Raw genomic sequence first — 21,750 nt, 5'->3', positions numbered from 1 at the left:
CCGCCCCATTTTCCCCTGCACATACACACAAGAGACCATGGAACGCTTTTTCGAAAACGCCATGTACGCCTCGCGCTGGCTGCTGGCTCCCATCTACATGGGCCTGTCGCTGGCGCTGCTGGCGTTGACCATCAAGTTCTTCCAGGAAATATTCCACGTCATCCCGAACATCTTCGCGATGGCCGAGGCCGACCTGATCCTGGTCCTGCTCTCACTGATCGACATGGCTCTGGTTGGCGGCCTGTTGGTCATGGTGATGATCTCCGGCTACGAGAACTTCGTTTCGCAACTGGACATCGACGAAGGCAAGGAAAAGCTCAGCTGGCTGGGCAAGATGGATTCCGGCTCGCTGAAGAACAAGGTGGCCGCCTCCATCGTGGCGATCTCTTCGATCCACCTGTTGCGCATCTTCATGGACGCGAAGAATGTGCCGGACAACAAGCTGATGTGGTACGTGATCATCCACATGACCTTCGTGCTCTCGGCGTTCGCCATGGGCTACCTGGATAAGCAGACCCGTCACTGACGACCCTCTCCAGTGTTTCGCTCGCGCCGCCCGGCCGTTGTAAAACGGACGGGCGGCGGCGTTTCCGGCTTGCGTTGCCTGCCGCCTGGGCAAGACTTTCCTGTGATATCGGGCGGACGCCGGGAGCGGGCGTCCTTCGCATCGTCGGGGCCTGCCGGCCGGACGATGCCGGGAATCGGGCCGGCGCTGTCGGGACCGAGGCGGTTGGCGGAAACCTGGAGGCTTCCGCTGCCTGCGCAACCTCGAGAGGTTCGCGATGAACATGCAGGATCTCGCCGGCCGGGTCCAGGCCGGACATATCGACGCCTTGCACCTGGTGTCGCTGGAGGGCGGCATCTATGTCCTGGAGGCGCAGATGGGCGACCGCGCCTATCCGGTGGAGGACGATCTCGGCCAGCCGGTCAGCCTGCGCTCCGTGGAGCATGCGCGCCAGGTACTGCGCGGGCTGAACAGGGTTCCGGTGGAGTTGGTGTGCGCCGATGTCGATGACGAGATGTGTGGACTCCTGGCCGAGTCGGGTTCGTTTATCGGCGGGCTGCCGCTGTCGATCCGCCAGGGTTGAGCACAAGCGGCTGCGCCGGTAGGGGGGAAGGGCCTTCTGTGCTAGGCTGGCCGCCCTTTTTCGACCCCACAGCGGAGCAGCGCCATGAGCGAACTCAACCTGACCACTGACGAAGCCCGTGTCAGCTACGGCATCGGCCGTCAACTGGGCGACCAACTGCGCGAGAATCCGGTTCCGGGCATGACCCTGGACGCAGTCCTGGCCGGCCTGTCCGATGCGTTCGCAGGTATCGACAGCCGGGTTTCCGGCGAGGCGCTGTCGGCCAGCTTCCAGGTGATCCGCGAACGCATGCAGGCCGAAGCCCAGGCCAAGGCCGAAGCCGCCGCTGGCGAAGGCCGCGCCTACCTGGCCGAGAACGCCAAGCGCGAAGGCGTGACCGTGCTGCCCTCGGGCCTGCAATTCGAAGTGCTGAGTACTGGCGAGGGCGCCAAGCCTTCCCGCGAGGATACCGTGCGCACCCACTACCACGGCACCCTGATCGACGGCACCGTATTCGACAGCTCCTACCAGCGCGGCCAGCCGGCCGAGTTCCCGGTGGGCGGCGTGATCGCCGGCTGGGTCGAAGCGCTGCAACTGATGAACGCCGGCTCCAAGTGGCGCCTGCACGTACCGAGCGAACTGGCCTATGGCGGCCAGGCCGTCGGCAGCATTCCCCCGCACAGCGTGCTGGTGTTCGACGTCGAACTGCTGGAAATCCTCTGAGGCGCATCGGCCCCAGGAAGGAGCGAAACGCCCCGTCGACGCATCGACGGGGCGTTTTTCATTGCGGCATCAGTAGCGGGCATCCAGCGGACGCTTGTCCTTCGGCCAGTCCTTGATCTTGTCCGGGAAGTCCGGGCGCGGCTGGTGCGAAAAGTACTCCGCGACGTCCACTGCGTCCTGGTCGCTGAGGCCGCCCTGGCCGAGCGGGAAGCGTTCCTGGAAGCCGATCGGCATGTTGTGCTTGACGAAGGCGGCAGCGGTGAAGGTCCGCGCCATGCCGGCGCCAATATTGAACGACTCGTCGCCCCACAGCGGTGGGAAGAGCATCTCGCCGGCGCTGTTCCTCAGCCCCTCGCCATTCTCGCCATGACACACCGCGCATTGTCGGGCGTAGACCTTGCGGCCGTTCTCCGGGTCGGGCTTCAGCGCCGGGTCGACCTTGCCGACGCCGCGGCCGGCGACCTTGTCCTGCGGCCGGGTGTTGTTCTTCATCCAGTCGAAGTAGGCCACCATCGCCTGCATGTCGGCAGAGTCCGGCGGCAGAGGCTTACCGTTCATCGAGCGCCGGAAGCAGCCGTTGATGCGTTCCTCCAGGCCGATGACCTTGCCCGCCCGTGGCGCGTAGCTGGGGAAGAACGCCGAGACGCCGACGAAGGGCGAGCCGTCGGCTACGGTTCCGGCGTTCAGGTGGCAACTGGTGCAGTTCAACTGGTTGCCGACGTTCGCCGGCAGCAGCTCGCGGGTCTCCAGGTGCAGGCGCATGCCGCGTACCACCTGTTCGGCGTTCGGCGCCGCGAGCATGTCCGCCAGGCGTGGAGATACGAAGGTCGTGGCCGGGCCGTTGCCGGCCTCGATCCGCTGGCGCAGTTTCTTCACCTGGCCGGCATCGATCGACGAACCCTGGTTGCCCCAACTGCTGCGGACGAAGTTGAGGATCTCGGCGATTTCGCGGTCTTCCAGCTGGGCGAAGCCGGGCATGGTGTAGACCCGCGAGTGGGTTGCGGTCTGCGCGGTTTTCCAACCGGTAAGGGTGATATGCAGTAGCGTGCTCGGGTTGGCCGAAGCGACCGTGGGGTTGCCGGCCAGCGGCGGGAACATGCCCGGGACGCCGCTGCCGTCCTTGCGGTGGCAGTCGGAGCAGAACTGCGCGTAGCCGAGACCGCCCCGCGAGCTGTACAGGTCGACCGGTGCTGCCAGTGGGCGTTCGCTGTCGGGCATGGGCAGGTCGTCCTTGCCGGCCGGCAGGGACTTCAGGTAGCTGGCGATGGCCAGCAGATCGTCGTCGCTGAAGTGCTGGGTGCTGTGGTGGATGACATCGGTCATGCTGCCGGACACCGTGGCGAAGCGGTTCTGCCCGGTCTTCAGCAACTGCACGGTGTCCTCCACCGTCCACAGGTTGCGCAGGCTCAGGGCTTGCCATTGTTCGACGGTTTCTCCGGCGAGGTAGAACTGCCCGGAACGACCGGCTTCGCTCATGGCTTTTTCCTGGAAGGCGATGCCGCGCGGAGTATGGCAGGCGCCGCAGTGGCCGAGCCCCTGTACCAGGTAGGCGCCGCGGTTGATCACCGGGCCCGCGTCGCTGGAGGGGGTGAACGGCGCGTCGTCGAGGAACGCCCAGTTCCACAGCGACAGGCCCCAGCGCTGGTTGAACGGCCAGCTCATCGCGCTCGGCGTATTCGCCTGGGTGACGGGTTGCACGCCGTGCATCAGGTAGGCGTACAGTGCACGCATGTCTTCTTCGCTGATCTTGGCGTAGGACGGGTAGGGCATCGCCGGATAGAGATTCACTCCCTCGGCGGTCACCCCCTTGCGCATGGCGCGGTCGAACTCTTCGAAGCTGTAGCGGCCGATGCCGGTCTCCCGGTCGGGAGTGATGTTGGTCGAGTAGATGGTACCCATTGGCGTCTTCAGCTCCAGGCCGCCGGCCATCGGCGCGCCCTGCGGGCCGGTATGGCAGGCGATGCAGTCGCCGAGCTGGGCCACGTAGCGGCCTTTTTCGATGAGCGCAGCGTCCGTGGTCGGTTCGCTGGCATGGAGCAGGGGAACGATGGAGCACAGTGCGCCGAGCAAGCCGAGGCGCGGGAAAGAAGCAGGCATTTCCTCATCCTTAGGCGTAGGCCTGGGGCGGTCCCCTCGGCCACGGTCCATTCTTTTTTTCGTTATGCGGCCGTCGACAGGACGACGGTCACGCCGCTGTTGTAACGGCTTTCAGGCGAGGTCGGCTTGATGTGGATCAGGCAGGAATCCCTATCGCGGCGAGGGGCTGCCGGCGTGCTCGGGCGAGGCGTTGCGGAAAGACCGGGACATGAGGAAAGTGACTCCGGGAAGGTCGTCCGTGACCTTCCCGGAACCGGCCGGAGGCGCCTTTGCCTCCGTTCGTGCGATCCGCCTCCCGGGCAGCGGCGCACGGATGACGCGTCCTGGCGTCATCGCAAAGGCTCAGCGCAGGGCGCGGGCGTAGCAGAAGAGGAACAGGTTGCGTACCAGCTCCTTGAGGATCAGCGGTTCGCTCGAGTTCAACTCGTGCAGGTCCAGGCCGCCCTGGTCACGCAGTTCGTCCAGCGCGTCTTCTTCCAGGACTGCGCAGATTTCCCCGGTTTCCCGGTGCAGGATCCGCAGGTAGGGGTGTGGCCGATCAAGCCAGGCATCGATCAAATAAGTCATGGCGCTCATCTCCGTGACAAGACTGTGAGATGAGAATAATTCTTATTATCGTAATAGCAAGTCTTGATCGTGCCTTTCGTCGCAAAACGAAAACGCCGCCGTGAAAACGGCGGCGTTCGTCACAAGTCGAGCCTGGTTCAGTGGGTCCGGGCGACAGCGAATTCGCTGAGTTCGACCAGGGCGGAGCGGTATTCGTTGTCCGGCAGCGTATCCAGGCAGGCGATGGCGCGGGCGGCGTAGTCGCGGGCGAGGTTGGCGGTATAGTCCAGGGCGCCGGCAGCCTCGACGGCGGCACAGACGCTCTCCAGGTCCTGGCTGCCGCCTTGCTGGATGGCCTTGCGTACCAGCGCGGCCTGCTCCTCGGTGCCGTCACGCATGGTGACGATCAGCGGTAGGGTGGGCTTGCCTTCGGCGAGGTCGTCGCCGACGTTCTTGCCGAGGGTCGCGGCGTCGCCGCGGTAGTCGAGCAGGTCGTCCACCAGCTGGAAGGCGATTCCCAGGTAGTCGCCGAAGCGGCGCAGTGCCTCGGACTGTTCCTCGCCGGCCTGGCACAGCGCGGCGGCGCTGTGGGTCGAGGCCTCGAAAAGCATCGCGGTCTTGCCGCGGATCACTTCCATGTAGGTCTCTTCGGTAGTGCTGGCGTCGCGTACCTTGGACAATTGCAGCACTTCGCCCTCGGCGATCACCCGGGTGGCCTGGGATATGATGCGCATGACCGGCATGGAACCCAGCTCGACCATCATTTCGAAGGAGCGGGCATAAAGGAAGTCGCCTACCAGCACGCTCGGCGCGTTGCCCCACAGGGCATTGGCGGTGGAGCGGCCGCGGCGCAGGCCGGAGGCGTCGACGACGTCGTCGTGCAGCAGAGTGGAGGTGTGCAGGAATTCGATGGTGGCGGCCAGCAGGCAGAGGTCGTCGCCCTTGTAGCCCAGGGTCTTGCCGGCGAGCAGGACCAGCAGCGGGCGCAGGCGCTTGCCGCCGGCGGAGATGATGTAGTCGCCGATCTTTTCCACCAGGGGAACGCGGGAGGTGAGTTGGCGACGGATGATCCCGTCGACGGCGGTGAAATCTTCCGCCACCACGCGGTAGAAGGCCTGGGGTTGCATCAGTGACAATAGCTCCACAAAGATTGCGCGGCATGCTAGGTGGCAGGGGGGGGACTGTCAAGGAAAGGCCCGTGGCACTTGCCTCGGCCTGGACCTTTCCGTACAATCGCGGGCCCTGAACTTCCTTGGCATACCCTGCCTTACGCAATTGCACGGGCGTCCGATCCGACCCCATGCAGCCATGCCGGCCGATTCCTACTTCTATAAAGCGTCGGGTGAGCAGGTTTAACGGAGATACACATGTACGCAGTGATTGTTACCGGTGGCAAGCAGCACAAAGTCACCGAAGGCGAATTCCTCAAGGTCGAGAAACTCGACGTCGCTACCGGCGAAGCGATCGATTTCGACCGCGTCCTGCTGGTTGCCAATGGCGAAGACGTGAAAATCGGCCTGCCGGTCGTCGAAGGTGCGAAGGTTACCGCTGAAGTGGTTTCCCACGGCCGTCACGACAAGGTCCGCATCATCAAGTTCCGCCGTCGTAAGCACCACATGAAGCGTCAGGGCCACCGCCAGTGGTTCACTGAAATCAAGATCACCGGCATTCAGGCCTAATTCCTTTCTGGAGGATATGACTCATGGCACACAAAAAAGCTGGCGGTTCTACCCGCAACGGCCGCGACTCAGAAAGTAAACGCCTTGGCGTGAAACTGTTCGGCGGCCAGGCTGTAAAGGCTGGCAACATCCTGGTTCGTCAGCGCGGCACCAAATTCCACGCCGGTTACGGCGTTGGCCTGGGCAAGGACCACACCCTGTTCGCGAAAGTGGACGGCGTGGTCAAGTTTGAGACCAAAGGCGCCTTTGGTCGCAAATACGTGAGCATCGTTGCTGCCTAAGCAATAGCTCGCTGAAAAAGCCCTGTCTCGCGACGGGGCTTTTTTGTTTCTGCGCCGGCTTCCGGCCATGCCCTGCTTTCGGGGCATCCTGTATCCTATGTTTTTTTCTGTTAACCCGCCCTCGTGGTGGGAGGCGTATCCATGAAATTCGTCGATGAAGTATCAATCCACGTGAAAGCCGGTGACGGCGGCAATGGCCTCATGAGCTTTCGTCGCGAGAAGTTCATCGAAAAGGGCGGTCCCAACGGCGGCGACGGTGGCGACGGCGGTTCCATCTACCTGGAAGCCGACGTCAACCTGAACACCCTGGTCGACTATCGCTACACCCGCCGTTTCGATGCCCAGCGCGGCGAGAACGGCGGCAGCAAGGACTGCACCGGGGCCAAGGGCGACGACCTGATCCTGCCGGTGCCGGTCGGTACCACCGTGATCGACGCCAATACCCAGGAAATCATCGGCGACCTGACCGAGCCCGGTCAGCGGCTGATGGTCGCGCAGGGCGGCTGGCACGGCCTCGGTAACACCCGTTTCAAATCCAGTACCAATCGGGCGCCGCGCCAGACCACCCCGGGCAAGCCGGGTGAGGCGCGCGACCTCAAGCTGGAACTGAAGGTGCTGGCCGACGTCGGCCTGCTGGGACTGCCGAATGCCGGCAAGAGCACTTTCATCCGTGCAGTGTCCGCGGCCAAGCCGAAGGTGGCCGACTATCCGTTCACCACCCTGGTGCCGAACCTCGGCGTGGTCAGTGTCGGTCGCTACAAGAGCTTCGTGGTCGCCGACATTCCCGGCCTGATCGAAGGTGCCGCCGAAGGCGCCGGGCTGGGCATCCGCTTCCTCAAGCATCTGGCGCGGACCCGCATCCTCCTGCATCTGGTGGACATGGCGCCGCTGGACGAAAGCGATCCGGCCGATGCCGCCGAGGTCATCGTTCGCGAGCTGGGTCGCTTCAGTCCGGCGCTGACCGAGCGCGAGCGCTGGCTGGTGCTGAACAAGATGGACCAGATCCTCGATCCGGCCGAGCGCGAGGCGCGCAAGCAGGCGGTGATCGAGCGGTTGGGCTGGGAAGGCCCGGTCTATGTGATCTCCGCCCTGGAGCGCGATGGCACCGAGGCGCTCAGCCAGGACATCATGCGCTATCTCGACGAGCGTACCCTGCGCCTGGAAGAAGATCCGCAGTATGCCGAGGAACTGGCCGAACTCGACCGGCGTATCGAGGGCGAGGCGCGGGCCCGTCTGCAGGCCCTGGACGATGCGCGCGCGCTGCGGCGTTCGGGTCTGAAGAACGCCGGTGCGGTGGATGACGATGATTTCGATGATGAGGAAGACGACGGCGACGGTCCGGAGATCTTCTACGTTCCCTGATGGCGTGATACCCCGCCGGGCGGGCCGGCGGGGCTGAAGAGTCGAAGCCTGGGCTTCTAAGGTTGAGGGTATGCGGGACAAGGTGACTGGCGCGCGGCGCTGGGTGGTGAAGATCGGTAGCGCCCTGCTGACGGCCGATGGCCGTGGGCTGGATCGCAATGCCATGGCCGTTTGGGTCGAGCAGATGGTGGCGCTGCATTGCGCCGGCATCGAGCTGGTGCTGGTGTCGTCCGGCGCCGTCGCCGCCGGTATGAGCCGCCTGGGCTGGGTGTCCCGACCTAGCGCGATGCACGAACTCCAGGCCGCCGCCTCGGTGGGGCAAATGGGGTTGGTGCAGGCCTGGGAGTCCAGCTTCGCCCTGCATGGCCTGCAGACCGCCCAGGTGTTGCTGACCCATGACGACCTCTCCGACCGCAAGCGCTACCTGAACGCCCGCAGCACCCTGCGGACCCTGGTCGAGCTGGGCGTGGTCCCGGTGATCAACGAGAACGACACGGTGGTCACCGACGAGATCCGCTTCGGCGACAACGACACCCTGGCGGCACTGGTGGCCAACCTGGTCGAGGCCGACCTGCTGGTGATCCTTACCGATCGCGACGGTATGTTCGACGCCGATCCGCGCAACAATCCCGATGCCCAACTGATCTACGAGGCGCGTGCCGACGATCCGCAGCTCGATGCGGTGGCCGGCGGCAGTGCCGGCGCCCTGGGGCGCGGCGGAATGCAGACCAAGCTGCGGGCGGCGCGCCTGGCGGCGCGTTCCGGCGGGCATACGGTGATCGTCGGCGGGCGTATCGAGCGTGTCCTCGACCGCCTGCGCGCCGGCGAACGCCTCGGCACCCTGTTGACCCCTGATCGCAGTCGCAAGGCGGCGCGCAAGCAATGGCTGGCCGGCCACTTGCAGATGCGCGGCACCCTGGTGCTGGACGATGGGGCGGTGAAGGCGGTGAGCCAGGATCACAAGAGCCTGTTGCCGGTTGGGGTCAAGGCGGTCCAGGGCAGCTTCCGTCGCGGCGAGATGGTGGTCTGTGTGGACCAGGGCGGGCGCGAAGTGGCACGCGGCCTGGTCAACTACAGTGCGCTGGAGGCGCAGAAGATCCTCGGTCAGCCGACGGATGCCATCGAGGCCTTGCTCGGCTACGTGGATGGGCCGGAGCTGGTGCATCGCGACAATCTGGTTCTGGTCTGAGGAGAGGGCGAATGCGCAAGCTCGCGGGGTTGCTGGGTGGTCTGCTGCTGTTGCCGGCGCTTGCCGGGGCGGAGGAGATCGGCGAGGTTTCCACGGTGTTCAAGTGGGTCGGGCCGAACGACAAGATTGTCGTCGAGGCTTTCGACGATCCCAAGGTGCAGGGCGTGACCTGCTATCTGTCGCGCGCCAAGACCGGTGGGGTCAAGGGCGGCCTGGGGCTGGCGGAGGATCGCGCCGAGGCGTCGATCGCCTGTCGCCAGGTGGGGCCGATCCAGTTCAGTGGCGAACTCAAGGATGGCGAAGAGGTGTTCAAGCAGCGCACTTCGCTGGTGTTCAAAAGCATGCAGGTGGTGCGCTTCTTCGATCGCAAGCGCAATGCCTTGGTCTATCTGGTCTACAGCGACCGGGTGATCGAAGGTAGTCCGCAGAACGCGGTGACGGCGATTCCCCTCATGCCATGGCCGACCGCTCGCTGAAGCGAGCGAGTCGCGGGCAATAAAAAACCGGCCATTGGCCGGTTTTTTATTCGAGCAAGGCGTGCCTTAGGCGGCAGCGGTGCTGAGGGCCTTGATGTGGCCGCTCAGACGGCTCTTGTGACGAGCAGCCTTGTTCTTGTGGATGATGCCTTTGTCAGCCATGCGGTCGATCACCGGTACAGCGGCGGTGAAGGCGGCCTGGGCTTTTTCCAGGTCCTTGGCGTCGATGGCTTTCACGACGTTCTTGATGTAGGTGCGCACCATGGAGCGCAGGCTGGCGTTGTGGCTGCGACGCTTCTCAGCCTGTTTGGCGCGTTTTTTGGCGGAAGGTGTGTTGGCCACCGTCGAGCTCCTCGAAAAAAACTGGGTAAATAGCGAACAAATTAAGGCCGCGAATAATGCCGTCGCCTCCAGGGGTTGTCAAGGGGCTGCGCATGCGGCCGGAAAGATCGGCGACGGATGTCGCCTGCTTTCTTGCGGGTGATTTATTCCGGCGCGCATTCTACACTCGGCGCGCCCTTGCGGACCGCCGTTCGGCGGCGAGGGCGCACTCGCGCGATGAACCGGCCCGGCCGGTCGCGGTCTTGGACAGGATCAATTTCGACATGCCGGCAGCCCGACATCCATGAATCTTCTCAAATCATTGGCGGCGGTGAGTTCCATCACCATGCTGTCGCGGGTCCTCGGCTTCGTCCGCGATACCATCCTGGCGCGGATCTTCGGTGCCGGCCTCGCCACCGACGCCTTTTTCGTCGCCTTCAAGCTGCCTAACCTGTTGCGGCGGATCTTCGCCGAGGGGGCGTTTTCCCAGGCTTTCGTGCCGATCCTGGCAGAGTACAAGAACCAGCAGGGCGAGGAGGCGACGCGGACCTTCATCGCCTACGTTTCCGGCTTGCTCACGCTGGTGCTGGCGCTGGTCACGGCGCTCGGCATCCTCGCCGCACCCTGGGTTATCTGGGTCACCGCGCCGGGCTTCGCCGATACCCCGGAAAAGTTCGCCCTGACCACCGACCTGCTGCGGGTGACCTTTCCTTATATATTGCTGATCTCGCTGTCGTCCCTCGCCGGCGCGATCCTCAACACCTGGAACCGCTTCTCGGTGCCGGCCTTCGTGCCGACCCTGCTGAACGTCGCAATGATCGGCTTCGCGCTGTTCCTCACGCCTTATTTCGATCCGCCGGTCATGGTGCTGGGCTGGGCGGTGCTGGCCGGCGGCCTGTTGCAGCTCCTCTATCAACTGCCGCACCTGAGGAAGATCGGCATGCTCGTGCTGCCGCGCCTGAACCTCAGGGACAGCGGCGTCTGGCGGGTGATGAAGCTGATGCTGCCGGCGATCCTGGGGGTCTCGGTGAGCCAGATCTCGCTGATCATCAACACCATCTTCGCCTCGTTCCTGGCAGCCGGTTCGGTGTCCTGGATGTACTACGCCGACCGCCTGATGGAGCTGCCTTCCGGCGTATTGGGCGTGGCGCTGGGGACGATCCTCCTGCCGATGCTGGCGAAGACCTATTCGAACAAGGATCGCCATGAGTACTCGCGCCTGCTCGACTGGGGCCTGCGCCTGTGCTTCCTGCTGGTGCTGCCGTGTTCGCTGGCCCTGGCGATCCTCGCCGAACCTCTGACTGTCTCGCTGTTCCAGTACGGCAAGTTCACCACGGTGGACGCGGCGATGACCCAGCGCGCGCTGGTCGCCTACTCCGTCGGCCTGCTCGGCATCATCCTGGTCAAGGTTCTGGCGCCGGGCTTCTATGCCCAGCAGAACATCCGTACGCCAGTGAAGATCGCGCTCTTCACCCTGGTTTCCACCCAACTGATGAACCTGGCCTTCATCGGCCCGCTTCAGCATGCCGGCCTGGCCCTGTCCATCGGCCTGGCCGCCTGCCTGAATGCCGGCCTGCTCTACTGGCAACTGCGCAAGCAGCGTCTGTACCTGCCGCAACCGGGCTGGGCGAAGTTCCTGGTCAAGCTGGTGGTCGCGGTGCTGGCGATGTCGGCGGTGCTGCTGGCCACGATGCACTGGCTGCCGGCCTGGGAGCAGGGCGCCATGCTGGAGCGATTCCTGCGCCTCGGCCTGCTGGTGGTTGCCGGTCTCCTGGCCTATTTCGGTATGCTCGCGCTGCTGGGTTTCCGCCTGCGCGACTTTTCCCGCCGGGCGGTGCTGTGAAGCGCGTCCGGGCTGGCGGCGGGATCATGCCGTTTTGCCTGTTGTCCGGCGCCCGGTACGCGTATAATCGACCACTTTCTGAGCAATAAGCGTGCTATGCAGCTGCTTCGCGGACTACACAACCTGCAGCCCCTGGCCGGGGACTGCGTCGCCACCATCGGTAACTTCGACGGCGTCCACCTCGGGCACCAGGCTATCCTGGCGCGTCTGCGCGAGCGCTCGCTGGAGCTGGGCGTACCCAGCTGCGTGGTGATTTTCGAGCCGCAGCCGCGCGAGTTCTTCTCCCCCGATTCGGCGCCGGTGCGTCTGACCCGCCTGCGCGAGAAGCTCGAGTTGCTGCGTGGGCAGGGCGTCGACGTGGTGCTCTGCCTGGCCTTCAACCGCCGCTTGCGCGAGCTGTCGGCAGCCGAGTTCGTCCGCCAGGTCCTGGTCGATGGACTGGCGGTGCGGCATCTTGAAGTGGGCGACGATTTCCGTTTCGGCTGCGACCGCTCCGGTGACTTCGCCTTCCTGGTGAACGCCAGTCGCGAGCAGGGGTTCACCGTCGAGGCGGCCACCACCGTCGAACTGGACGGTGTGCGGGTGAGCAGCACGCGGGTCCGCCAGGCCCTGGCCGAGGGCGACCTGCATCTCGCCGAGCGCCTTCTGGGGCGTCCCTTCAGCCTGAGCGGACGGGTCCTGCATGGACAGAAACTCGGCCGGCAACTGGGCTCGCCCACGGCCAACATTCAACTGAAACGGCGCAAGGCGCCGTTGAACGGGGTCTACCTGGTCAGTACGCTGGTCGATGGCCAGCGTTGCCAGGGGGTGGCGAACATCGGCACCCGCCCTTCGGTGAACGGCGACGGCCGTCCCCATCTGGAAGTGCACCTGCTCGATTTCGCCGGCGATCTATACGGCCGGCATCTGCAGGTGACCTTCCACCAGAAGCTGCGCGACGAGCAGCGTTTTGCCTCCCTGGAGGCACTCAAGGCGGCGATTCTCGCGGATATCGCCGCCGCCCGGGCCTACTGGCTGGGCCAACCGCTTGATTGAAGAGATCCTGAACAGGCCCTGAGATGACCGACTACAAAGCGACGCTAAACCTTCCGGAAACCGCCTTCCCAATGAAAGCCGGCCTGCCCCAGCGCGAGCCGGAAACCCTGAAGTTCTGGAACGACATCGGTCTGTACCAGAAGCTGCGGGCCATTGGCGGCGACCGTCCGAAGTTCGTCCTGCACGATGGCCCTCCGTACGCCAACGGCAGCATTCACATCGGTCACGCGGTCAACAAGATTCTCAAGGACATCATTGTTCGCTCCAAGACCCTGGCGGGCTACGACGCGCCCTATGTGCCGGGCTGGGATTGCCACGGCCTGCCCATCGAGCACAAGGTCGAGACCACCCACGGCAAGAATCTTCCGGCGGACAAGACCCGCGAACTGTGCCGCGAATACGCGGCCGAGCAGATCGAAGGGCAGAAGGCCGACTTCATTCGCCTGGGCGTGCTCGGCGAGTGGGACACCCCCTACAAGACCATGAATTTCGCCAACGAGGCGAACGAAATCCGCGCCCTCGCGGAAATGGTCAAGCAGGACTTCGTGTTCAAGGGCCTGAAGCCGGTCAACTGGTGCTTCGATTGTGGTTCGGCGCTGGCCGAGGCCGAGGTCGAGTACGCCGACAAGAAGTCGCCGACCATCGACGTCGGCTTCCCGGTGGCGGATGCCGACAAGCTGGCCGCGGCCTTCGGCCTGGCGGCCCTGGACAAGCCGGCGCAGATCGTCATCTGGACCACCACGCCCTGGACCATCCCGGCCAACCAGGCGCTGAACGTGCATCCGGAGATCGACTACGCGCTGGTCGATGCCGGCGATCGCTACCTGGTGCTGGCCGAGGCCCTGGTCGAGTCCTGCCTGGCGCGCTACCAGCGCGAGGGCAAGGTGGTCGCCACCGCCAAGGGCGAGGCGCTGGAGCTGATCAACTTCCGCCATCCGTTCTACGAGCGCCTGTCGCCGGTGTACCTGGCCGACTACGTGGCCCTCGATGCCGGCACCGGTATCGTCCACTCGTCGCCGGCCTACGGCGAAGACGACTTCTATACCTGCAAGCGCTACGGGATGAGCAACGACGACATCCTCAGCCCGGTGCAGAGCAACGGCGTCTACGTCGACTCGTTGCCGTTCTTCGGCGGCCAGTTCATCTGGAAGGCCAACCCCAACGTGGTGGCCAAGCTGGAAGAGGTCGGCAGCCTGCTGGCCCACGAAACCATCAATCACAGCTACATGCACTGCTGGCGGCACAAGACGCCGCTGATCTATCGCGCCACCGCGCAGTGGTTCGTCGGCATGGACAAGCAGCCCAGGCAGGGTGCTTCCCTGCGCGAGCGAGCGCTGGAAGCCATCACCCAGACCGAATTCGTCCCGGGCTGGGGCCAGGCGCGTCTGCACGGAATGATCGCCGGGCGTCCCGACTGGTGCATCTCGCGCCAGCGCAACTGGGGCGTACCGATCCCGTTCTTCCTGCACAAGGCCAGTGGCGAACTGCATCCACGCACCGTGGAGCTGATGGAAGAGGTCGCGCAGCGAGTCGAGAAGGAAGGCATCGAAGCCTGGTTCAAGCTCGACGCCGCCGAGCTGCTCGGCGAGGAGGCCGCGCAGTACGAGAAGATCAACGACACCCTGGACGTCTGGTTCGACTCCGGCACCACCCATTGGCACGTGCTGCGTGGTTCCCACCGGATCGGCCATGCCAGCGGCCCGGTCGCCGATCTCTACCTGGAAGGTTCCGACCAGCACCGTGGCTGGTTCCACTCCTCGCTGCTGACCGGCTGCGCGATCGACAACCATGCGCCGTACCGCCAGTTGCTGACCCACGGTTTCACCGTCGACGAGTCCGGCCGCAAGATGTCCAAGTCGCTGGGCAACACCGTGGTGCCGCAGACCGTCATCGATACCCTGGGCGCCGACATCCTGCGCCTGTGGGTGGCTTCGACCGATTACTCGGGCGAGATCGCGGTATCCCAGCAGATTCTCCAGCGTAGCGCCGATGCCTACCGGCGGATCCGCAATACCACGCGCTTCCTGCTGTCCAACCTGAACGGTTTCGATCCGGCCACGGATCTGCTGCCGCCCCAGGAAATGCTGGCCCTGGATCGCTGGGCGGTCGACCGCGCCCTGCTCTTGCAGCGCGAGATCGAAGAGGCGTACCGCGAGTACCGCTTCTGGAACGTCTATTCCAAGGTGCACAACTTCTGCGTACAGGAGCTGGGCGGGTTCTACCTGGACATCATCAAGGACCGCCAGTACACCACCGGCGCCAACAGCGTCGCCCGGCGCTCCTGCCAGACCGCACTGTTCCACATCGCCGAGGCCCTCGTGCGCTGGATCGCCCCGATCCTGGCGTTCACCGCCGAGGAAGTCTGGAAGTTCCTGCCCGGCGAGCGCGCCGAGTCGGTAATGCTCGCCACCTGGTACGACGGCCTCAGCGAACTGCCGGCCGACGTGACGCTGAATCGCCAGTACTGGGAACAGGTCATGGCGGTGAAGGCCGCGGTCAACAAGGAGCTGGAGAACCAGCGCGCGGCCAAGGCCGTGGGCGGCAACCTGCAGGCCGAGGTCACCCTGTATGCGGAAGACGCGCTGCAGGCCCAATTGGCCAAGCTGGGCAACGAGCTACGCTTCGTCCTGATCACCTCGACCGCGACCCTGGCGCCGCTGTCGGCGGCTCCGGCCGACGCGGTGGACAGCGAAGTCGCCGGCCTCAAGCTGAAAGTGGTCAAGTCGACCCACGCCAAGTGCGGTCGTTGCTGGCACCATCGCGAGGACGTCGGTCAGCACGCTGCGCATCCTGACCTGTGTGGTCGCTGCATCGAGAACATCGAAGGCAGCGGCGAGGTTCGCCACTATGCCTGAGGTCGATCGTTTCGGGCGCTTGCCCTGGTTGTGGATCACCGTGCTGGTGTTCGTCCTCGACCAGCTCAGCAAGGCGTTCTTCCAGGCCGAACTGAGCATGTACCAGCAGATCGTGGTGATCCCCGATCTGTTCAGCTGGACCCTGGCCTACAACACCGGTGCCGCCTTCAGCTTCCTGGCCGACAGCTCGGGCTGGCAGCGCTGGCTGTTCGCCCTGATCGCCATCGTCGTCAGCGCGATCCTGGTGGTCTGGCTGAAACGCCTGAAGAAAGGCGAGACCTGGTTGGCCATCGCCCTGGCGCTGGTGCTCGGCGGCGCCCTGGGCAACCTCTACGACCGCATGGTCCTTGGCCACGTGGTGGACTTCATCCTGGTGCACTGGCAGAACCGCTGGTACTTCCCGGCGTTCAACCTGGCCGATAGCGCCATCACCGTCGGCGCCGTCATGCTGGCGCTCGACATGTTCAGATCGAAGAAATCCGGAGAAGCCGCCCATGGCTGAGTCGACCCGCATTGGCCAGGAGAGCCGCGTCACCCTGCATTTCGCCCTCAAGCTGGAGGACGGCAACGTCGTCGACAGCACCTTCGACAAGCAGCCGGCCTCGTTCAAGGTCGGCGACGGCAACCTGCTGCCGGGCTTCGAACAGGCGCTGTTCGGCTTGAAGGCTGGCGACAAGCGGACCCTGAGCATTCTTCCCGAACAGGGCTTCGGCCAGCCGAATCCGCAGAACGTGCAGATCATGCCGCGCGATCAGTTCCAGGACATGGAGCTGGCCGAGGGCCTGCTGGTGATCTTCAACGACGCGGCCAAGACCGAACTGCCGGGCGTGGTCAAGGCGTTCGATGAGCAGCAGGTGACCGTCGACTTCAATCATCCGCTGGCCGGCAAGACCCTGGCCTTCGAAGTCGAGATCATTGACGTCCAGCCGGCCTGAACCGTCGGTCGCTGCGCCCTTCCCAAGCGGGGAGGGCGGTAGCAAGGTTCATTCGTCCAATCACCGCGTCGCCCACGAGACCGCCATGCAAATCAAACTCGCCAATCCCCGCGGCTTCTGCGCCGGCGTGGATCGCGCCATCGAGATCGTCAACCGTGCCCTCGATGTCTTCGGCCCGCCGATCTACGTGCGTCACGAGGTGGTGCACAACAAGTTCGTCGTGGACAACCTGCGCCAGCGCGGCGCCATCTTCGTTGAGGAACTCGATCAGGTGCCGGACAACGTCATCGTCATCTTCAGCGCCCACGGCGTTTCCCAGGCGGTCCGCAAGGAAGCCGAGGGGCGCGGCCTGAAGGTTTTCGACGCGACCTGCCCGCTGGTGACCAAGGTGCACATGGAAGTGGTGCGCTACAGCCGCGACGGCCACGAATGCGTGCTGATCGGGCATGAAGGGCACCCCGAGGTGGAAGGCACCATGGGCCAGTACGATGCCAGCAACGGTGGTGCCATCTACCTGGTGGAGGACGAGGCCGACGTCGCCGCGCTGGAGGTGCGCAAGCCCGAAGCCCTGCACTACGTGACCCAGACGACCCTGTCGATGGACGACACCTCGAAGGTCATCGATGCCCTGCGCGCCAAGTTCCCGCAGATCCAGGGACCGCGCAAGAACGACATCTGCTATGCCACCCAGAACCGCCAGGATGCCGTGAAGGAACTGGCCGACCAGTGCGACATGGTCCTGGTGGTGGGCAGCCCCAACAGTTCCAACTCCAACCGCCTGCGCGAACTCGCCGAGCGGATGGGCACGCCGGCTTACCTGATCGACGGCGCCGAGGACATGCAACGCGGCTGGTTCGACGGTGTGCGTCGCATCGGAATCACCGCAGGCGCTTCCGCGCCGGAAGTGCTGGTGCGCGGCGTGATCGCCCAGCTACGCGAGTGGGGGGCGTCGGAGGAGCAGGAACTGGAGGGGCGGGAGGAGAACATTACCTTCTCGATGCCCAAGGAACTGCGGGTCAAGGCTTTGTGAACCGTGCGCAATGAAAGAGCCCCTCTCGTAGAGGGGCTCTTTCGTTTCAGCGCCAGCAGTCGTTGACGGTGCTGTTGTTGCCGGTCTTGCCGGCTGCGCCGCGTTCGCCGAGCTGATTGAGGGTCAGCTTGCCGCAGGTCTTGTCGCGGGTCTGCGAGTTGATCGGCGTGGCGGTCAGGGTATAGGTGGTGCTGGTGGGCGTCGCTATGGTGAGGTTGTACAGGTTGTTCGGCGAGTTGGCCGAACTCATGCCCAGCTTGGCCACGTCCTTGGTGTAGCCGACCCCGGGGTTCTGCGAGTAGTAGCGTTCCTGGCGCGCGGCCGCGTCCGAGAGCAGCGCCTGGCCCTCGGTGCGGTTGGAGCGGATCACGTAGTTCTGGTAACTGGGAATGGCGATGCCGAGGAGGATGCCGATCACCGCCACTACCACCACCATTTCCAGCAACGTGAAGCCCTTCTGTCTTGTCCTCATCGGGGCTGCTCCTCCCCGTCCTGGCGGGGCTGTTCTTTCTCGATCATCTCGGCCAGCTCCTGTTCGCTCATCTGTTTGTGAATGTAGATATCGGTGATGGTGGACCACGGCTGGCTGACGGTGCCAGAGTAGGACACCACGGAGCCCGGCTTGACCTGGAACAGGCTGGGCATGCCGTTCCTGACGGTGCTGTTGGGCAGGCGGTAGAGCCGGTGGTCGATGTCCACCAGGTTCTTCTCGACCTGGACTTCGAAGACCACACCAGCGCCTTCGAAGGTCTGGGGATCTTCGGCCCAGCAGAGGCCGGGAACGGCCAGGGCCAGCAGCATAGGCAGCACTTTCATATCAGTTCTTTCCTTCGATGGGGCGCCAGTTCTGGCGGCCACGGGTGTTCGGACCGGGGTTCACGGTCAGGCATTCGCCCGAGGAGCAGACTTCCGGATTGCCCTGTTCGTTGGTGCTCAGCGTCAAGCCTCCCAGGCCTTTCTGCTCGGTACCGGATACCGCGACGTTCTGCTTGTTGTAGCTGTAGTCGGATTTCGAGTCCACGACGCCCTGGCGTGCCAGGTCGAACACGGTGAAGCTGGTGCGACCGCCGGTATAGGGATCGAGGCCATAGGTCCAGTTGCTGGCGCCGTCGGCACAGGGGTCATCGTTCGGGGTGATGGTTTGCAGCAGCACCACCTGGCCGATGGCGATCATGTCCTCGATCAGCATCTCGCCCTTCAGGGTGCCGTTGACCATGAAGTCCAGATACCAGCCGGACTGCTTGGTGCTGCCGTCATTGTTCAGCCAGTTGACCGGGTTCTGACTGGCGATGCGAATGGTGCGAGCGGTCGAGGCGAAGGTCGAGTCGGCCTGGAGGTCCAGTGTCTGCTGCTGCAGGTTGCCGCGCGTTAGTCGGGGTGTGCTGCCCGCGGCTTCGCCCTTGGTTTGCTGGTCCCAGATGCCGTAGAGCGTCTGGGCGCGGCTGGTATCGGCCCGGGCGTCGGCGTTCTCGAAATACTTGCCGGTACCGAAGATCACGATGTAGCCCTTGCGTGTCGGATGGCGAACCAGTGAGGGCGCGGCGGTGATCGCTTGCGCCGCGCCGGCGGAGTCGACCGCCGAATAGAGCGGCTGGCCACCGAAAGACACCCTGAAGCTCGAGGCCACCGCCGGGCCGTCGTTGGCTCGGCTGAACGGATCGTCCTGGTTGACCTTGCCGGCGATCAGGTCGAAGCGCCAGAGGTTGCCTTGCAGGTCGCCGGCGTAGGCGTAGTCGGCTACGCCGTCGCTGTTGTTGTCTGCCAGGCGAGGGCTGGATAGACCGTTGGGTACGCCGGTCCTGCCGGTGACTTCCAGTTTGCGGGTGATGGCCCCGGTCTCCAGGTCGATGATCAGCAGCGCGGCCTTGTCGTTCAGGCTGGAATAACCGTTTCCGGTGACCACGGCCCACTTGCCGTTGTGCAGCCGGGCGACCGTGGGTTTGGGGAAGCTGTAGCCAAGGTCGGGCTCCTGGTCCACGCCGATTTCCCAGAGCAGCTTGATGTTGGCGGGGTCGGTCACGTCGAGGGCGAACAGACCCTTGCCGCCGGCGCGCAGGCTGCCGATCAGCACGGTATGCCAGGCGCCGCCGAAGAAGGCGTCGGCGACCACCGGCGAGCCGTCGACGTAGAACTGGTGGGCGCCGCCCTGGTAGCCGCGGGCGGTCAACTTGTGGAGCTTCTCGAAGACCGCGCTTGGGATGAAGGCGAAGGTCTCGTTACCGTCGGTATCGAAACCGTGCAGCATGCCGTCGTTGGCGCCGACGTATACCCGCGGGGCACGGGTTTTCTGTGCTTCTGCGAACGTGGAGTAGTTGCCGCTGGGCTCGATCGGCTGGGCCAGGTAGGTCAGGTACTGGGCCTTGCCGACCGTCGCCGGCGAGGAGTTGATGATATCGCCGAGGATCGAGTTGCGGGTGCGGAAGTTGTCGCTGTTCTCCTTGCTGCGATCGCCACGCAGGAAGGCCACTCGGTCCTGGCCCTTGGTGTCGGCGACATCGTTGCGGTCCGGATCGCGGTTCAACTGCCGCTGCTGGTCGGCGCTGAGGCTGCCCCAGGTGAACTCCTTGAGGCCCGAGGTACCGGATCCGGCCATCATGATCTTGCGGCCAGCTCCACCGTTGGGCATCGCGTCGAGGATACTCTGCGCGCTCCACAGCTTGGTCTGCACGGTGGCCTTGTCCTGGGTGGTCAGGCTGTAGCGGGTCAGGTCGCCAGCCCAGTTCTTGTCGCTGGCGAAGCTGGTCTGGTAGGCGAAGCGGGTCAGCTTGTCGCCAGTGTCGTCTTCCTGCAGGGACGAGCTGATGGCGGGGCGGGATGCCGGCAGGTCCTTGCCCGAAATTCGGTTGAGGATGTCCTGGAAGGCCGCGACCAGTTGGTCCGGCGAGTCGGCGCTGAAGAACTCGCCCCGGGAGTTCACTGCGGCGTGCCACAGGTCATAGACGTTGTTGCTATGGTTATTCGAAGCGTTCGGCCAGCTGAGGCGCCCGGCGGCGATTTCGTCATAGCCGCCGGAGTAGGTGGAACCCTCCCACTTCGGGCTGGTGAGGCTGGTGGTCAGGCCCAGGCCCAGGGTATAGGTCACCATGTGCTGCCAGGTCGCCGGATCGTTGCGCGGATTCCAGTACTCCGCCGAGGGATTGGCCTGGTCCGGGTAGGGAATGTACGGCTTGATATTGTCGTCGATATCCGGCCGGGCATCGGTGGCCCAGTAATGGAAGGCCTGGTCGGCCAGGGTATTGGACGCAGCATCCCTGTAAGGCGTCTGGCTGCTGTAGCTCTTGCCATCGGGGAGGCTACGACTCGTGCTGTCGGCATTGCCTACGCTGGCCGAGTCGTTGTTCCAAAGACCATCGGTCATCAGAATGTGATAGCTGCCACGGCAGCTGTATTCCGGCGAGGTCTGGGTACCAGGTCGATAGGCATAGGGGCCGTTGACGCCGGTCTTCTTGAGAAACTCCCCTGCTCGAGTCATGGCCTGACGCAGCGGAGTACCACCTCCGACCGACAGGTTCTCCAGCCAGTTGAAGAAGTTCACCCGATGTTGCCCGGTGAAGTCTCTCAGGTAGTTGTTGTAACAGTTACTGGAGCCACTGCCGATCAGGCACGAGGAACTGTTCAGTAGTTGCCAACTGATCCGGGCGTTTTCAGGCAGGCTGTAGAACGCCAGGTTAGCGGCGGTCTGGGTGGCCAGGGCGCGGGTACGATAGAAGGAGTACCAGTTGGCGAAGTTCTGCTGCTGGGCCGCGCCGCTGATTTCCACACGGGTGTAGCAACTCGAAGTGGTGAGGCTGCAACCGCGGCCCCCGCTGTATTGGTAGTAGAAGGCAGGAGCCCCGTACCAGTCGATGCTGGACTCGGTGCCTGCTCCCGATCCGCCCTGGTACTGCACCGTTGGCCTGTAGTCACGGGAAAGGTTTACCCGGCCTTCCTGAGTGAAACCGTTGCGCCATGCCGCGGTGAAGCTGGGCTTGGAGTAGTCCTGCACCTGGATCTGGCCATTGGAAAGGGTCACCTTTTTCGGCAGCTTGTACTGGGTATTCGGGTCGAAGTACATCGGGTTGTAGCTGTTCGACGCGAAATAGACGTTGTTGCGGCTGTTGACCAGGCTATCCGGTGCATAGGCATAAGCCATACTGCCCGAGTCGTCGAGAGTCACCAGCATGTTCGGGGCGACGCCCTGGATCAGCATCAGCGGCTGCTGGCTGACCGACAGGGCGGCGGCGTGGGTGGTCTGGGCGGAGAGCAGGACGGCGCCGCTGAGCGCGGCTGCCAGCGAGGTCTTGCCGATCTGGTGGAGTACCGATTTCATGC

Annotated in this window: 21 protein-coding genes; 14 read left to right on the top strand and 7 right to left on the bottom strand. The window is 64.3% G+C overall.

Annotated features, from left to right (window positions below):
• Window positions 1-37: 37 nt before the first annotated feature.
• From ACM0M4_RS25760 to ACM0M4_RS25750, 3 genes are all read left to right on the top strand, one after another.
• Complete coding sequence (locus ACM0M4_RS25760) at window positions 38-526, top strand: TIGR00645 family protein (protein ID WP_003094773.1); 489 nt, start codon at window positions 38-40, stop codon at window positions 524-526.
• 256 nt (window positions 527-782) lie between these two features.
• Window positions 783-1,088 (top strand): DUF6482 family protein, encoded by a 306-nt coding sequence (locus tag ACM0M4_RS25755; protein ID WP_003161426.1) that lies wholly within the window; start codon window positions 783-785, stop codon window positions 1,086-1,088.
• Between the two features lie 84 nt (window positions 1,089-1,172).
• Entirely contained in the window at window positions 1,173-1,790 is a 618-nt protein-coding gene (locus ACM0M4_RS25750) for an FKBP-type peptidyl-prolyl cis-trans isomerase (protein WP_003094769.1), read from the top strand.
• Between the two features lie 69 nt (window positions 1,791-1,859).
• On the opposite strand, the gene ACM0M4_RS25745 is transcribed toward ACM0M4_RS25750, so the two are convergent.
• The 3 genes from ACM0M4_RS25745 to ACM0M4_RS25735 all read right to left on the bottom strand — a co-directional run bounded on the left by ACM0M4_RS25745 (window position 1,860) and on the right by ACM0M4_RS25735 (window position 5,560).
• Entirely contained in the window at window positions 1,860-3,887 is a 2,028-nt protein-coding gene (locus ACM0M4_RS25745) for a c-type cytochrome (RefSeq protein ID WP_054375996.1), read from the bottom strand.
• Between the two features lie 342 nt (window positions 3,888-4,229).
• Window positions 4,230-4,454, bottom strand: coding sequence for a PA4570 family protein (locus ACM0M4_RS25740; protein WP_003094765.1), 225 nt, complete (start codon window positions 4,452-4,454; stop codon window positions 4,230-4,232).
• 137 nt (window positions 4,455-4,591) lie between these two features.
• Entirely contained in the window at window positions 4,592-5,560 is a 969-nt protein-coding gene (locus tag ACM0M4_RS25735; RefSeq protein ID WP_003094763.1) for a polyprenyl synthetase family protein, read from the bottom strand.
• 240 nt (window positions 5,561-5,800) lie between these two features.
• Between ACM0M4_RS25735 and rplU the strand changes: the two genes are divergently transcribed.
• From rplU to ACM0M4_RS25710, 5 genes are all read left to right on the top strand, one after another.
• Entirely contained in the window at window positions 5,801-6,112 is a 312-nt protein-coding gene (rplU, locus tag ACM0M4_RS25730; protein ID WP_003094761.1) for a 50S ribosomal protein L21, read from the top strand.
• A 23-nt stretch (window positions 6,113-6,135) separates the two neighbouring features.
• The gene (gene rpmA / locus ACM0M4_RS25725; RefSeq protein WP_003094760.1) at window positions 6,136-6,393 is read left to right on the top strand and encodes a 50S ribosomal protein L27; all 258 of its coding nucleotides are present in this window, start codon (window positions 6,136-6,138) and stop codon (window positions 6,391-6,393) included.
• A gap of 141 nt (window positions 6,394-6,534) precedes the next feature.
• On the top strand, window positions 6,535-7,755 hold the full coding sequence (gene cgtA / locus ACM0M4_RS25720) for an Obg family GTPase CgtA (protein ID WP_033940137.1): 1,221 nt from the start codon (window positions 6,535-6,537) through the stop codon (window positions 7,753-7,755).
• 70 nt (window positions 7,756-7,825) lie between these two features.
• Window positions 7,826-8,944 (top strand): glutamate 5-kinase, encoded by a 1,119-nt coding sequence (proB, locus tag ACM0M4_RS25715; RefSeq protein WP_003094756.1) that lies wholly within the window; start codon window positions 7,826-7,828, stop codon window positions 8,942-8,944.
• An 11-nt stretch (window positions 8,945-8,955) separates the two neighbouring features.
• On the top strand, window positions 8,956-9,420 hold the full coding sequence (locus ACM0M4_RS25710) for a CreA family protein (RefSeq protein ID WP_003094746.1): 465 nt from the start codon (window positions 8,956-8,958) through the stop codon (window positions 9,418-9,420).
• Window positions 9,421-9,486: 66 nt separating this feature from the next.
• On the opposite strand, the gene rpsT is transcribed toward ACM0M4_RS25710, so the two are convergent.
• Window positions 9,487-9,762 carry a 30S ribosomal protein S20 gene (rpsT, locus tag ACM0M4_RS25705; RefSeq protein ID WP_003094744.1) on the bottom strand — a complete coding sequence of 92 codons (276 nt, stop codon included), beginning with the start codon at window positions 9,760-9,762 and terminating at the stop codon, window positions 9,487-9,489.
• A gap of 283 nt (window positions 9,763-10,045) precedes the next feature.
• On the opposite strand from rpsT, the gene murJ reads away from it, so the two are divergent.
• The 6 genes from murJ (at window position 10,046) to ispH (ending at window position 17,439) form a co-directional block, all read left to right on the top strand.
• Window positions 10,046-11,584: a murein biosynthesis integral membrane protein MurJ gene (murJ, locus tag ACM0M4_RS25700; protein WP_003102622.1), complete on the top strand. Its 1,539-nt coding sequence runs from the start codon at window positions 10,046-10,048 to the stop codon at window positions 11,582-11,584.
• 96 nt (window positions 11,585-11,680) lie between these two features.
• On the top strand, window positions 11,681-12,619 hold the full coding sequence (ribF, locus tag ACM0M4_RS25695; RefSeq protein ID WP_003123399.1) for a bifunctional riboflavin kinase/FAD synthetase: 939 nt from the start codon (window positions 11,681-11,683) through the stop codon (window positions 12,617-12,619).
• A 23-nt stretch (window positions 12,620-12,642) separates the two neighbouring features.
• A complete protein-coding gene (gene ileS, locus ACM0M4_RS25690) occupies window positions 12,643-15,474 on the top strand; it encodes an isoleucine--tRNA ligase (protein ID WP_221345447.1) in 2,832 nt (943 codons plus the stop codon).
• Entirely contained in the window at window positions 15,467-15,976 is a 510-nt protein-coding gene (gene lspA, locus ACM0M4_RS25685) for a signal peptidase II (RefSeq protein WP_003094728.1), read from the top strand. The genes ileS and lspA overlap by 8 nt, the downstream gene beginning before the upstream one ends.
• Entirely contained in the window at window positions 15,969-16,409 is a 441-nt protein-coding gene (fkpB, locus tag ACM0M4_RS25680) for an FKBP-type peptidyl-prolyl cis-trans isomerase (RefSeq protein WP_003102613.1), read from the top strand. Before lspA ends, fkpB begins: the two co-directional genes overlap by 8 nt.
• An 85-nt stretch (window positions 16,410-16,494) precedes the next feature.
• Window positions 16,495-17,439 carry a 4-hydroxy-3-methylbut-2-enyl diphosphate reductase gene (gene ispH, locus ACM0M4_RS25675; RefSeq protein ID WP_003094724.1) on the top strand — a complete coding sequence of 315 codons (945 nt, stop codon included), beginning with the start codon at window positions 16,495-16,497 and terminating at the stop codon, window positions 17,437-17,439.
• 46 nt (window positions 17,440-17,485) lie between these two features.
• On the opposite strand, the gene pilE is transcribed toward ispH, so the two are convergent.
• The 3 genes from pilE to pilY1 are packed head-to-tail and all read right to left on the bottom strand — an operon-like array spanning window position 17,486 to window position 21,748.
• Complete coding sequence (gene pilE / locus ACM0M4_RS25670; protein WP_003094721.1) at window positions 17,486-17,911, bottom strand: type 4a pilus minor pilin PilE; 426 nt, start codon at window positions 17,909-17,911, stop codon at window positions 17,486-17,488.
• Window positions 17,908-18,255: a type 4a fimbrial biogenesis protein PilY2 gene (gene pilY2, locus ACM0M4_RS25665; protein WP_003102609.1), complete on the bottom strand. Its 348-nt coding sequence runs from the start codon at window positions 18,253-18,255 to the stop codon at window positions 17,908-17,910. The genes pilE and pilY2 overlap by 4 nt, the downstream gene beginning before the upstream one ends.
• Before the next feature lies 1 nt (window position 18,256).
• Window positions 18,257-21,748, bottom strand: coding sequence for a type 4a pilus biogenesis protein PilY1 (gene pilY1, locus ACM0M4_RS25660; protein WP_003123397.1), 3,492 nt, complete (start codon window positions 21,746-21,748; stop codon window positions 18,257-18,259).
• Between the last annotated feature and the right edge of the window lie 2 nt (window positions 21,749-21,750).

Origin of the sequence: Pseudomonas sp. 18-147, from assembly GCF_051048045.1 — a bacterium.
Classification (GTDB): Bacteria; Pseudomonadota; Gammaproteobacteria; order Pseudomonadales; family Pseudomonadaceae; genus Pseudomonas; species Pseudomonas aeruginosa.
The sequence above is the reverse complement of the archived record's forward strand: the minus strand, read 5'-3'. Positions and strand labels throughout refer to the sequence as shown.